The 12,361-nt window shown below is 71.9% G+C and carries 11 protein-coding genes and 1 tRNA gene; 7 read left to right on the top strand and 5 right to left on the bottom strand.

Features of this window, described 5'->3' with window-relative positions; translation table 11 throughout:
• The first annotated feature begins 340 nt into the window (after window positions 1-340).
• A complete protein-coding gene (locus ABZ635_RS23830; RefSeq protein WP_357769080.1) occupies window positions 341-1,189 on the top strand; it encodes an NAD(P)H-binding protein in 849 nt (282 codons plus the stop codon).
• A 3-nt stretch (window positions 1,190-1,192) separates the two neighbouring features.
• Here the strand turns inward: ABZ635_RS23830 and ABZ635_RS23825 are convergent, their stop codons facing one another.
• Entirely contained in the window at window positions 1,193-1,792 is a 600-nt protein-coding gene (locus ABZ635_RS23825) for a DUF998 domain-containing protein (RefSeq protein ID WP_357769052.1), read from the bottom strand.
• Window positions 1,793-1,911: 119 nt separating this feature from the next.
• On the opposite strand from ABZ635_RS23825, the gene ABZ635_RS23820 reads away from it, so the two are divergent.
• Both ABZ635_RS23820 and ABZ635_RS23815 read left to right on the top strand, forming a co-directional pair.
• The gene (locus tag ABZ635_RS23820; protein WP_357769050.1) at window positions 1,912-2,766 is read left to right on the top strand and encodes an SRPBCC domain-containing protein; all 855 of its coding nucleotides are present in this window, start codon (window positions 1,912-1,914) and stop codon (window positions 2,764-2,766) included.
• 5 nt (window positions 2,767-2,771) lie between these two features.
• Complete coding sequence (locus tag ABZ635_RS23815; protein ID WP_357769048.1) at window positions 2,772-3,089, top strand: metalloregulator ArsR/SmtB family transcription factor; 318 nt, start codon at window positions 2,772-2,774, stop codon at window positions 3,087-3,089.
• Here the strand turns inward: ABZ635_RS23815 and ABZ635_RS23810 are convergent.
• A complete protein-coding gene (locus tag ABZ635_RS23810) occupies window positions 3,061-3,294 on the bottom strand; it encodes a hypothetical protein (protein WP_357769046.1) in 234 nt (77 codons plus the stop codon). The two genes, ABZ635_RS23815 and ABZ635_RS23810, sit on opposite strands and share 29 nt — an antisense overlap.
• A 282-nt stretch (window positions 3,295-3,576) precedes the next feature.
• The gene (locus tag ABZ635_RS23805) at window positions 3,577-5,121 is read right to left on the bottom strand and encodes an endonuclease/exonuclease/phosphatase family protein (protein WP_357769044.1); all 1,545 of its coding nucleotides are present in this window, start codon (window positions 5,119-5,121) and stop codon (window positions 3,577-3,579) included.
• A gap of 214 nt (window positions 5,122-5,335) precedes the next feature.
• Here ABZ635_RS23805 and ABZ635_RS23800 point away from each other — a divergent pair.
• The 3 genes from ABZ635_RS23800 to ABZ635_RS23790 all read left to right on the top strand — a co-directional run bounded on the left by ABZ635_RS23800 (window position 5,336) and on the right by ABZ635_RS23790 (window position 9,195).
• Window positions 5,336-5,408 (top strand) — tRNA-Ala (locus tag ABZ635_RS23800).
• A 120-nt stretch (window positions 5,409-5,528) separates the two neighbouring features.
• Complete coding sequence (gene glsA, locus ABZ635_RS23795; RefSeq protein WP_357769043.1) at window positions 5,529-6,749, top strand: glutaminase A; 1,221 nt, start codon at window positions 5,529-5,531, stop codon at window positions 6,747-6,749.
• 304 nt (window positions 6,750-7,053) lie between these two features.
• The gene (locus tag ABZ635_RS23790; protein ID WP_357769041.1) at window positions 7,054-9,195 is read left to right on the top strand and encodes an ATP-dependent DNA helicase; all 2,142 of its coding nucleotides are present in this window, start codon (window positions 7,054-7,056) and stop codon (window positions 9,193-9,195) included.
• A gap of 49 nt (window positions 9,196-9,244) precedes the next feature.
• On the opposite strand, the gene ABZ635_RS23785 is transcribed toward ABZ635_RS23790, so the two are convergent.
• Both ABZ635_RS23785 and ABZ635_RS23780 read right to left on the bottom strand, forming a co-directional pair.
• Window positions 9,245-9,769 (bottom strand): DUF6315 family protein, encoded by a 525-nt coding sequence (locus tag ABZ635_RS23785; RefSeq protein ID WP_357769039.1) that lies wholly within the window; start codon window positions 9,767-9,769, stop codon window positions 9,245-9,247.
• Window positions 9,770-9,963: 194 nt separating this feature from the next.
• Entirely contained in the window at window positions 9,964-10,311 is a 348-nt protein-coding gene (locus ABZ635_RS23780) for a hypothetical protein (protein ID WP_357769078.1), read from the bottom strand.
• Between the two features lie 186 nt (window positions 10,312-10,497).
• Between ABZ635_RS23780 and ABZ635_RS23775 the strand changes: the two genes are divergently transcribed.
• Window positions 10,498-12,270: a hypothetical protein gene (locus ABZ635_RS23775; RefSeq protein WP_357769037.1), complete on the top strand. Its 1,773-nt coding sequence runs from the start codon at window positions 10,498-10,500 to the stop codon at window positions 12,268-12,270.
• Window positions 12,271-12,361 lie beyond the last annotated feature (91 nt).

Below are 12,361 nucleotides of genomic sequence, written 5' to 3'. Positions count from 1 at the left end.
CTCGTCGTTTCTGTGGGGGCGACCCCCCACGCCCCCGGTGTGCGCTCGCCACGAGCCTTCCGCGTGAGGTGAACGTTTCCGCGCCGCCCGCCGCGCCCCTGCCGAGGGCGGGCACCCTTCTCTCCCTTCCCATGCGGGCGCGCTCGCCGTGGTGCCGTCCCCGGTCGGGGTATCGCTCGATCCGCCGCTGTCGCCGTCCGTTTCCGGCGCCGCGTCCCCAGCTGGCGGTTCTGCCGTTTCCTGGTTCCTTCTCTGTGGAGGGTTGTGGAAACTGAACTGTGCCTTTACGGAAAAACCCTCTACAGGTGGTTCAAGGATAGGGTTGAAGCGGAGGTGTGGAATGCGGATTCTGGTCACTGGGGCGAGTGGGAACGTGGGGCGCCTGGTCGTCGAAGGTTTGCAAGGGGTGGAGGTCCACGCCCTTTCCCGGAGGGTTCGCCGTGATCTACCCTCCGGGGTCCGTGGTGTGGTGGGCGACCTCGCCGATCCGGAGAGCTTGCGCGGGGTTTTCTCGGGGATCGACCGACTCTTTCTCTTTCCGGTTCCGGAAACGGTGGAACGCGTCGTGGAAATGGCGTGTGCGGCGGGCGTCTCCAGGGTCGTGACCCTCTCATCCGGCGCTGTCACCGACGGCTACGACACCGATTTCCATCTGCCGGTCGAAAGGGCCGTGGAGGCCTCGGGAACAGAGTGGACCCACGTGCGCCCGGGGGAGTTCGCGTTGAACCGGCTCTGGCTGTGGGGCCCCTCGGTCAGGCGGAGTCGGGTGGTCCGTGACCCCGCCCCCGAGGAGGCCTGGTACCCGGTGCACGAACGCGACATCGCGGACGTGGCCGTGCTCTCGTTGCTGAAGGACGGCCACACCGGGCGGGCGTACACGCTGAACGGCCCCGCGCTGGTGAGCCGCCGGGAGCAGGTGGAGGCGATCGCCGAGGCCATCGGTGAGCCCGTGCGGTTCGAGGTGGTCGACCCCCGCACGGCGCGCGAGGAGTACCTGGCCCAGGGGGGCTTCGCGGCCGCGAACGCGGACTTCCTGTTGGGGTTCGAGGACTACTCCGGGGAGGAGGCGGACCCTGAGGGTCAGGGCCTCGTCGCGCCGGTCTCGGTTCCCACCTCCCAGGAGGTCACCGGGCGCGCCGCGCGGACCTTCCGGCAGTGGGCCCGAGACCACGCGGCGGACTTCGCGTAGGGGTCAGGCGGCTCCGTGGGCGAACACCACGCCGAGCCAGGACAGGCTGGTGACGATCGCGGCCCGCTGGACCAGGCCGGTGCGGGGCGCGTCCCTTTCCCAGAGGACGCCGAAGGTCCAGCTGGCCCAGGCGGCCGCGGCCGCGACGACCCCTGATCCGAGCTTCCACCCGAGGCCTCCAAGGGCGAACACCCCGATGAGCGCGATGCCGGGGAGCAGGAGGAACACGACCATGCCCGCCCAGTCGTGCAGCTGGTGGGCGCGGGAGTACGCCTCCGGGGTGGTGTCGGGGGTGCCGGGCGGGTAGCCGCGCATCGGGTCCATGCGGAAGACGCCCGAGGCGGCCAGGGCCAGGCCGAGCACCCCCACGGCGAGCGCCAGGGCGACACTGTCGGTGGACCCGGGCAGGGCGAGGGAGCCCGCCGCGACGAGCAGGCCGCACAGGACGAAGTTGGTCGTCTGGACCCACCCGCGCGGACCGAGCGCGAGCGCGCTCACCGGGTGCCGGACCGGGCGGTAGCCGGGGCGGGTGAGCCCATCGAGGAGGAAGACGACGACGAACAGCCAGGAGCCGACGGCTCCGGACCACAGCAGTGCGTTCATGGGGGGCTCCGAACAGGGGGTCTCGTACAGCGATCCTAGGCGGCACGCCATGGTGCAACCCCGGGGTTGCGCTATCGCGACTCTATGTGCAACCCTGGAGTTGCACAAGGGAGGCTGGTATGGACAGCATCGAGCGCACGGTGGACATCGACGCCACCGTCGAGCGGGTCTGGGCCCTGGTTTCGCGGCCGGGCTGGTTCATCAACGACGGACGGGTGGTCGACCACCGGATCGAGGAACTGGGAGACGGCGTCCACCTGGTCCACGACCCCACCCACGGGGAGTTCAGGGTCCGCACTGACCAGCTCGACCCCCCGCACCACGCCGTGTTCAGCTGGCTCGGCAGGGTGGAGGAAGCCCAGTCCACGCGGGTGGAGATCTGGGTCAAGGAGCGGCCGGGAGGGGGCACGCTCTCGGTCGTGGAGAGCGGGTTCGAGGGGCTGGGGCTGGCCGAGGCCGAGCTGCGTCGGCACGTGGCCGAACGGAGCGAGGGCTGGGAGATCGAGCTCGCCGCCGCGCGCAGCCTGCTCGACCCCCGCACCGTCGAGCGCACCGTCCGCGTCGACGCCAGCCGCGAACGGCTGTGGAGGGTCCTCACGACCCCGGAGCACTTCGCGAACTGGTACGCCTTCGACGGGGCCGAGTTCGAGGCCCGCGTGGGGGCGCCGATGAAACTGCGATGGGAGGAGCACGGGACCTTCCGGGGCCGGGTCGTCGAGGTGGACGCGCCGCGCCGGTTCGCCTACCGGATCGCCATGGAGCCCGAGACCGACCCCGGAGCGGCCGACAGCACCCTGGTGACCTTCGAGGTGCGGGCCTCGGGGAGCGGGAGCCTGCTCACCGTGGTCCAGGTCGGGTTCGACGCCCTGGCGGATCGGTTCGGGGACGCCGCCGACAGCGCCTCGGCGGAGCTGCGGGGGTGGGACGGCGGTCTCGCCGCGCTGGTGGAACTCGTTCGCGCGCAGAGGAGATGAGGCGGGTGGACACGGCCCTGTCACCGGTCTTCGCGGCCCTGGGGGACGACACGCGCTGGAGCATCCTGGTCCGGCTCGGGAGGGAACCCGCCTCCGCGTCGGAGCTCGCCCTCGAGTTGCCCGTGACGCGTCAGGCGATCGTGAAGCACCTGGAGGTGCTGCGCGGAGTAGGCCTGGTGCGTACCCGGCGCAGCGGACGATCGGTGGTGCACGAGGTGGAGGGAGCCCGGCTCGACGAGGTCGGGCGGGACCTGTGCGGGATCGCCGCCGCCTGGGACCGCAGGCTCGAAGGGATCAGGTCGATCGCCGAGGAGCGCGACTGAGCGGCTCCTCGGAACTCGTCCGCTCACCCAGGAAGGAGAGCAGGTCGGGGGAGTCCGAGGTGATGCGGTCCACTTCGGTACCGCCGTCGCAGGTGAGCAGCGACACCGTCACGGTGGAACCCGTGCGCTCCACCACCCGCCACAGCGCACCGTGCTCCTCCCAGCGCAGCAGGGCAGCGACGTACCGGTCCCGGTCGGAGGCCATCGGCTCCTCCTTCGCTGTGGCGTGCCCTCCCAGCCTATGAGGGGTGGGCGCGTCGACGCCAGGATCGGAGGCGGGTTCGCCGCCCGGGACGGCGGGTTCGCGGGCTCCGTCGTGCCGGTGGGGTGCCCGGAGTGCGAGCCCTGGGCCCCTGCCCCGCCCCTTCGAAGGGGCGGGGCAGGGCAGGCGGAGACCGAGGACCGACCTGAGGGGGAGTTCACCGCCGCCTCGCCCTGGGGGCGGGGCACGGCGGCGGGAGCTCCGGGACCGGTCGGCCGCGAGCGGCTAGGAGGGCAGTGAGTAGAAGGTGAGTACGGCCGCGTGGTCGGTGGTCCACTCGTTGTCCCGGTGCCCGGGCACCGGAGCCGGGTCGCAGACGACCACGTCACGCGACTCACGCACCGTGAGGTCGCCGGCGTGGTACACGAAGTCGATCCGGTCCTGCGGCTCCACCCGACCGGTCGACCCCTCGTTGAACGGATACAGGGGAGACCAGGTGATGCCGGGCGCGCTCACCGGGTCGGGGTTGGCCACCCGGTAGGAGTCCGTGAACCCCGCCTGCGTCGGCAGCACCGAGGTCGGCCAGGGCACGTCGGCGTACCCGCAGTTCTTCTCGCGGAGCTCCTCGGTCCAGTCCAGGTGCGAGGGTGCGTTGAAGTCCCCCACCAGCAGCACCGGCACGTCATCGGCCGCGTCGACCTGGTGGGACATCGCGGCGAGGGTGTCGGTGATCTGCGGAGTGCGGCCCGAAGCCGCCTCCCGCTCCAGCACCCGCTCCACGTTCATGCCGTCGAAACAGAAGTCGTAGGGGCCGTACGGCGTGTACCCCAGGTGCACGTTCCACAGGTTCACCTGCGACTCCTCGCCGTCCAGCGCGATCCGCACGCCGCCGGAGGCGTTGACCTCGCCGTACTCCTCGACGATCGGATACCGGCTGATCACCCCGAGGCTTCCCGAACCCTGCCAGTGGTACCAGCCCAGGGCTTGCGCCAGCCGGGCCGCGTGCCTGCCCTGGGTCTCCTGGAGCCCGACGACGTCGGCGCCGCTCTCCAACAGGAACCGCAACTGCTTCTCGTGGTAGCCGTTGACCTGCGTGCCGCCGTGCCAGGTGTTGAGACTCATCACGCCCAGCTCGTCGACGAGCGGATCGGTGTGGCGACGGACCGGGATGGTGACGTCCAGCCGCGCGGAGGAACCGTCCACGCCGGTGGCCTCCACCGTCACGCTCGCGGAGGAGCGGTCGGGGCGGGTGACGCCCGCGGGAGGCTCGCGGTGGGCGGAGGCGCGCGGGGTGCCGGTGAGGGTGCCGTCCGGGGAGACCTTCACCCAGGCGTCACCGCTGACCTTCGTGAACTCCGTGCCCCCGCCGCCTCCCGAGACCAGGCCGCCGAGGGTCGCCTCGTACGCCTCGCCCTGTCGCGCGTTGTGCAGCGTGGCCGCCTCGACGGGGAAGGTAGTCGGCCCCTGGGCCGAGCGGCGCACCTCCACGGGCTCGGCCAGCCAGGCGTAGCCGTCGCGTGCCAGGAAGAAGGCCGTGTAGGACCCCGGCTCCAGGGAGTCGGCGGACAACCGCACCGTTCCCTCGGACTCGGGCGCGTACTGCCAGACGAGCGAGGGAGCCACGTACTCCTCGTCCACGGGGCCGCCCCCCGAGGAGCGGTACAGGCCGACCCAGTTGGCGGCGTGCGGTTCGGGGGTCGAGTAGGAGAAGGTGAAGTCCTCCCCCTCGGCCAGGGCCAGGGTGCCCTGTGGTGCGGCGGACGCGGGGACCGCGCCCAACGCCAGCAGGAGTGCGGTGATCACCGTCGGGATCAGGAAACGGACACGCATCCGGGGGAGGCCTCTCTGTCGGGGGATGTCCAGAACTCGAACCACCATCCGGTACCCCGGAAACGCCCGTGTCCAACATGGGGGTATCCGTGCCGAAGCCCGGGTGAACTCGGGCCCGAGCGGTGCGCCGCGCCGTTGTGGGGTGCCCGACACCCACGATGTTCCCGGCACTGCCAGACATCCGATAGAATCGAACCGTCGCCGCAAGGCGCACGGGGCTATGGCGCAGTTGGTAGCGCGCCTCCATGGCATGGAGGAGGTCTGGGGTTCGAATCCCCATAGCTCCACTCGATTCCGAGACGACTCCGCTCGGGGGACTCCGTCCTCCTCGCGGGGTCGTTTCGTCGTTTTCGTGGGGTCCGCGTGGCCGGTGCCCCCACGGTCCCCCTCCTTCCTAGACTGGGCGGATGGACCACGACCCCGCCGACGAGACCAGCCCCGTCATCCAGGTGCTGGACAAGATCCGTGAGGAGGTCGCCGGGCTCACCGGCGGCCGGGTGGCGGACTACATCCCCGAACTCGCGGGCGCCGACCCGGACCGGTTCGGGATCGCGGCGGTCAGCGCCCACGGCCGCTCCTACTGCGTGGGGGAGTCCGAACACCGGTTCACGATCCAGTCGATCTCCAAGCCCTTCGTGTACGCAATCGCCGTGGAACAGCTCGGGCTGGACGTGGTGCACGAGCACGTGGGAGCCGAACCCAGCGGAGAACCCTTCAACGCGATCAGCCTCGACGAGCACGGTCGTCCCGAGAACCCCATGATCAACGCGGGCGCGATCGTCACCACCTCTTTGGTGGAGAACGCCGATCCGCACCGGCGTTTCGAGCGCATCCGCTCGGTGCTGTCCTCCTTCGCCGGGCGCGACCTGGAGGTGGACGGGGACGTCTACCGCTCGGAGGCCGAGACCGGGCACCGGAACCGGGCCCTGGGGTACCTGAGCCTGGCGGGGGGCGTCCTGGTGGGGCAGGTGGAGGACGCCGTCCAGGACTACTTCCGGCAGTGCTCCCTCAGTGTGTCCGTGCGCGACCTGGCGGTCATGGCCGCGACGCTGGCGGTCGGCGGGGTCAACCCGGTGACGGAGGAGCGGGTGGTCTCCCAGCGCACCGCGCGGCACACCCTGTCGATCATGAACAGCTGCGGCATGTACGACCGGGCCGGGGAGTGGGGGCTGCGCGTCGGCATCCCCGCCAAGAGCGGGGTGAGCGGCGGCATCCTCGCGGCCGCTCCCGGCGCCTTCGGGGTGGGCGTGTTCAGTCCGCCCCTGGACGACGCCGGCAACAGCGTGCGCGGGGTGGCGGCCCTGGAGCGGCTCTCCGACGACTACGACCTGCACATGCTCCAGACGCCCTCGGAGCCGCCGTCGCCCATGCACAGCGTGACCCGGGAGGGGAACCGGCTCAACGTGCGGTTGCGGGGCGAGATCGACTTCCTCGCGGCGGAACAGGTGGTATCCCGTCTGGAGGAGGCGATCGACGACGCCCGGGTGACGTCGGTGAGCGTGGCCCTGGAACGGGTCTCCGGGCTGAGCGACGCCGCCCGGTCGCTGTTGGCCGCCGAGCTCAGCGAGCTGGCCGACGCCGGTGTCGACGCCACGGTGAGCGATCCCCGTGGCGTCCGCCGGTCCTGATCCGAAGCGCCTCTCTCCTCGAACCGGATGACGTGGACCAAGCCGTCGTTCCCGTGGATGACGTACGTCCCCGTGGTCGCCGCGCGCTCGGCATGGCTCCTCGTCGTTGACGGAGGGCCCGTGGGAGCAGGTCGACGAGTGGGTGGGCCGGTACCGGGACCGCTGGGAGGGTCGCCTTCGAGTTCGAGGGCATGCCGGGCCACGCTCGCCCGAACCACGGGCGGGGCGGTTCGGCGCGAGGGCCGGACCAGCCCTGCCTGTGGACAACACCGAACCTGTCGTCACCGGCGGGTACTGTCGATCCGTGGCAGATCTCCCCGACGTTCCCACTCTGCTCGCCGCGGCCGTCAAGGCCTTGGGCGGCAGCAGTCGAGTGGGCCAGCAGACCATGGCCGAGGCCGTCGCGGCGGCGGTCGAGGAACGCGAACACCTCGTGGTCCAGGCCGGTACCGGCACAGGTAAGTCCCTGGCGTACCTGGTTCCCGCGATCAGACGCGCGATGCTGACCCGGACCCCCGTGGTCGTCTCCACCGCGACCATCGCGCTCCAGAACCAGCTCATCGACCGCGACCTGCCGCGACTGGCCGCCGCCCTCGCCCCGCTGCTGCCTCGCGAACCCACGTTCGCCGTGCTCAAGGGACGCCGCAACTACCTGTGCCGCAACCGTATGCAGACCGCCTCGGACGAGGAGGCCGAGGGCAGCGAACTCTTCGACGCCCGCCAGCTCTCGTCCCTGGGCCGCCAGGTCGCCCGCGTGCACGAGTGGGCCGAGGAGACCCTCACCGGCGACCGCGACGAGCTGGTCCCGGGCGTGAGCGACCTCGCCTGGCGCCAGGTGTCCGTGGGCGGCAACGAGTGCACGGGCGCACGGGTGTGCTCCTTCGGCCAGGAGTGCTTCGCCGAGTTCGCGCGCGAGGCCACCACCGGGGTGGACGTGGTGGTCACCAACCACGCCATGCTCTCCATCGACATGTCGCAGGGCTACCACATCCTGCCCGAGCACGACACGATCCTGATCGACGAGGCGCACGAACTCGTCGACCGGGCCACGTCCGTGGCCACCGGCAGCCTCACCGAGCGCTCCGTCACCACCGCGGCCAAGCGCGCGGCCCGCCTGGTCGAACCGGGGATCAGCGAACGCCTCTCCGAGTGCGCGGACGGTCTCGCCCTGATGTTCACCGAGGTGCCCGAGGGGCGTCTGGACCACATCGACGAGGGGCTCGCCGGAGCCGTGGCCGCCACCCGGGACGCCTCCGCCGCGTGCGTCGCGGCGATCGGGCCCTCCCCGGGCGGTGAGCTGGACCCGGACACCGCCTCCGAGCGGCGTCTGGCCCTGGCCGCGCTGGGCGAGGTCCGCGAGGCCGCCGAACGGGTCCTGGAGTCCTTCGAGCCACCGCTGCGCGATCGCACGGAGATCGTCTGGCTCACCAAGGTCCCGGCGCGGCCGCCGACACTCAACGTGGCACCGCTCGGAGTGGGCGGGCTGCTGCGGGAGAAGCTCTTCGGCGACCGCACCGTGGTGCTCACCTCCGCCACCCTCACCCTGGGCGGCGACTTCACCGCCCTGGCCCGGCAGTGGGGGCTGGGGCGGGAGGTCGCCCAGGAGGCGGCCGAGCGCGCCGCCCGGGTCGCGACGGTACCCGAACCCGCTCCGGTGGAGGCGGCCGCGCCCGAGCCGCCCGACCCGGGCGCGCCGGAGGCCGCGGGGGACACCGACGAGGACGGTCCGCACCGTGCCGCCGGGGAGCCGCGCTGGCGGGGCATGGACGTCGGCTCACCCTTCGACCACGGTCGGAGCGGCATCCTCTACGTCGCCCGCCACCTGCCCAAGCCCGGCCGGGACGGCCTCTCCGAGGCCTACCTGGACGAGATCGCCCAACTCATCGAGGCCTCCGACGGGCGGGCTCTGGGCCTGTTCTCCTCGATGCGCGCCGCCCAACAGGCCGCGGAGGAACTGCGCGAACGCCTGGACCAGACCATTCTGTGCCAGGGGGAGGACTCCACCGGGCAGCTGGTCCGCAGGTTCGCCGAGGAGGAGCGGTCCTGCCTGTTCGGCACCCTGTCCCTGTGGCAGGGCGTGGACGTGCCGGGGCCCTCGCTCCAGCTGGTGATCGTCGACCGCATCCCCTTCCCGCGCCCCGACGACCCGCTGGCCTCGGCGCGGCAGCGCGCCGTCTCCGCGCACGGCGGTAACGGGTTCCTGTCGGTGTCGGCCACGCACGCCGCGCTGCTGCTCGCCCAGGGCACGGGGCGCCTGTTGCGCTCGACCCACGACCGGGGCGTCATCGCCGTGCTCGACCCCCGCCTGGCCACCGCCGGGTACGGGGGGTTCCTGCGGGCGTCCCTACCGCCCTACTGGGGGACGGCCGACCCCGAGGTGGCCCGTTCCGCGCTGCGCAGACTCGCGGAGAAGGCCGCGGCCGACCAGGACGAGTCCGCGGCCTGACCCACCGGCCGTGGCGCGGGGCCGTGCCACGGCCGGTGGCGGGGGACGTTCAGCCGCGCGTGCGGTAGCCGAAGAGACGGATCGCGTATCCGGGGGAGTCGTCCTCCGGTTCCTGGATCTGCCAGCGGTCGTCGTGCTCGCCCACCAGCAGCTCGTTCCACATCATGTCGATGAGCTTGAGCCGGGACACCACCGAGGCCTCGGGGTCGAGCACGATCGCGTAGGCGTGGTCGGTGAGCCGCTGGGTCACCATGCCCACCGACTGGCCGTCCCAGATCGCGGGCACCGGGGCGTGGCCGATCTCGATCCCGCACAGCCGGAGCTGCTCGACCTCCTCGTCGAGGGCCTCGGCGGCCAGGGCGCCGTCGAGCCGCAGGGCGTCCTCCAGCTCGTCGCGTTCCTCGTCCGCGCGCAGGTAGGCGTGGTAGGTGCGGTAGCCGCACGGCCGGCACTTGCGCCAGACCACGCAGCGGGCCAGCCCGTAGGCGGACTGCGCCTCGCCGACACTCTGGTGGTCGCTCACCTCGCGGACCATGCCGCACTCGCAACACAAGGCAGTGAGATCCTGCTTCATCAGAGTCCCCCCTCCCAGGCGAGTATGCGACGGATGGAGGCCGTTAGGGAACCCGTTCGGCGAGGAAGTCGCGGCAAGGACTCGTCATCAATGCCCAAAATGACCCGGTGACGGGTTTCGGACATGCTCAGAGGGGGTGCGGACGTGGCAGGTCTCACCCCGGGACGGTAGGCTCCGCCCGCACCAGCCGGGGGTCACTCGTCCATGGACAGGCCGCGCTTGTTCCGCGCGGTCCAGTCGCGCATCCGCTGCGGGTAGCCCACGATCTGTACGTCGTAGGCGGGCTTGGCCAGGTTCTTGGCGACCTTGCGGATGACGTCGGGCGAGCCGCAGCGCCGCCTGATCCACTCGCCGTCCGTGGCGACGGCGACGGCGGTGGTCCGTGTGGCGAAGGTTTCGGGCTCCACGAAGAACTCCACGCCCACCCGGCTCTTGGCGAAGTCGATCAGGGCCTTGATGTCCGAATCCTCGGAGGCCCGGTCGAAGCGGGCCTTGCCCTTGCGGTTGGCCTTGCGCAGTCCGAACCGGTCGCGCCATCCCATCGGTGCTCTCGTCTCCCTCGTGCCGCCGTACACCAGCCGCTCGCTGGACACCTCCGATCCTATCGGCCGTGGCCCGGCCCTTGAGGGGCCGGACCGCCCGGGCCGCACCGGGTTTGCGCGTTCTCCAGACAGCTCCGTCACCGCGCTGCTACGTTCTGTTCGCACATGGCACAGGGGGGAGACACCATGACGATGTGGACATGGGTGGGGGAGACCGGACGCCAGCTCCGCGCCGCCGGGCAGGACGAGCTCGCCGAGGCCGTCACCACGCTGCCCGAGCTCAGCGAGGCGGGCGACGCGGTCAGGGTGGAGGCGCTGGCCCGGTCGTCGATGCGCACCGCCCGCCGTCTCGTCGGGGAGGCCACGAAGTCCGACAACCCCGCGCCCACGGCGGTTCCCGCTTCGGTGCCGGGGGTGTTCGGGCCGCCGACGCTGTTCTTCCTGGCGCACTGGCCGCTCGCCGTGCGCGTGGGTTCGCTCGCCGAGGGCCGCCGGGCCCTGGAGCAGGCCCGCGCGGTCGTCGAGGACGAACCCGCGCCGCACCAGTACGGGCCGCTGCCGGTCTCCGCGCTGGAGACGCTGGTCCGCTGCCACGCCAACATCGACGCCAGGGGCACCACCGACCAGCGCCGCGAACTCCTCTCCGCCAGGCGCCTGTCCGGTTGGGAGAGCACCCCGGCCTGGCCCGCCTTCACCCTGGCCCGGGTCCACCTCCTCATCGACGAGGGCCAGGCGGACCGCGCCGAGGCCGAGCTGCGCCGCTACGACCACACGGCCACGGGCCCGGCGGTGCTCGGCGCGGACGGTGTCTTCGCCCTGGTCAGGGCCCTGCGTCACCAGGACAAGCACACCGACGCCCTCGACGCGCTGGACCGCATGGAGGCCGAGCTCGCCCTGGGGGGCCGTACGGGCGAGGGGGCCGTCGCCAACCCGCGCCGTACCGCCCTGCAACGGGTGATCCGGTTCGAGCGCGCGCGGCTGCTGTCGTGGCTGGCCCGGCTGGGTCTGTGCGACGCCCGCCAGGCCATCGGCCTGCTGCCCACGGTGGAGGAGGCCGAGACCTACCCCAAGCTGCGCGCGGCGTGGGTGGAGTCGGTGGAGAACCTCGTGTGCCAGGGGAGTGTCCGCAACGACTGGCGGCTCGGTGTGCGTGTGACCACCTGGTCGCGCTACTTCGAGCGGGTGGGTGCCCCCCGTCGGGGCGCCGAGCTGGCACTGGCGGCGTCCAGGCTGGCCAGCGGCCGGGGCGCGCGCTGGGTGGCGGAGTGCTCGGCGCAGCGGGCCGAGCGCCTCATCAGCGAACTCGGCGGTGCCGAGGAGATCACCGGAGACCTGGTGGAGGTGAGGTCCATGGTGCGGGGAATGCAGACGATCCGGCCGCTTGCCCCTGCCACGGGCATCCTTGACTTCCTCCGCGCGCAGAAGGCCGAGGAGGTCAACCCCGAGCAGCAGGCCGAGCAGGTCAACGTGGCGCTCATGGAACGTCCGCACGACTCCGCGCTGCTGAGCGCACTCGGGCAGGTCGGCCGTACCCTGATGCTCTCCGACGTGGCCACCGAGCCGCAGTGGAGGCACGTCCGCGAGCAGCCGGGCGACCAGCGCGCCGCGCTGTCCCTGCTGGAGACGCTGCTGCACGACAACGACACCGCCGGAGTGCGCGACCTCGTCCGCACGCTGGCCGCGGGCGCGATCGTCCCCGATCCCGCTCGGGTGCGCGAGCGGCCGGGCGGGACCAGTCCGGTCACCGGTGCCCCCGGGGCGGGTCTTCGCCCGGTGGAGGAGTACGCGTCGGCGGACGACCACCAGCCGGTGCGCCACCACGCGCCGGTGCTGGAGCAGCGGACCGTTCCGGACCGACCTCGGGTGGAGGAACCCCGGACCCTTCCCGACGAGGCTCCGGTGCGCGGACAGCGGCTGGCCCCGGCCCACTCGCGGGCGGGCGACCAGAGGTCGGCCTAGATCGTTGATGTGAAATGTGTGCCCTGGTCAGTGGTCGTAAGCGATCAACGATCGCTTGACCGGGGCACCGATCAGCCAGTTGTGCCAGATC

Source organism: Nocardiopsis sp. NPDC007018, assembly GCF_040635075.1.
Lineage (GTDB): Bacteria > Actinomycetota > Actinomycetes > Streptosporangiales > Streptosporangiaceae > Nocardiopsis.
Note: the sequence above shows the minus strand (reverse complement) of the source record. Positions and strands in the feature narration are given on the sequence as shown.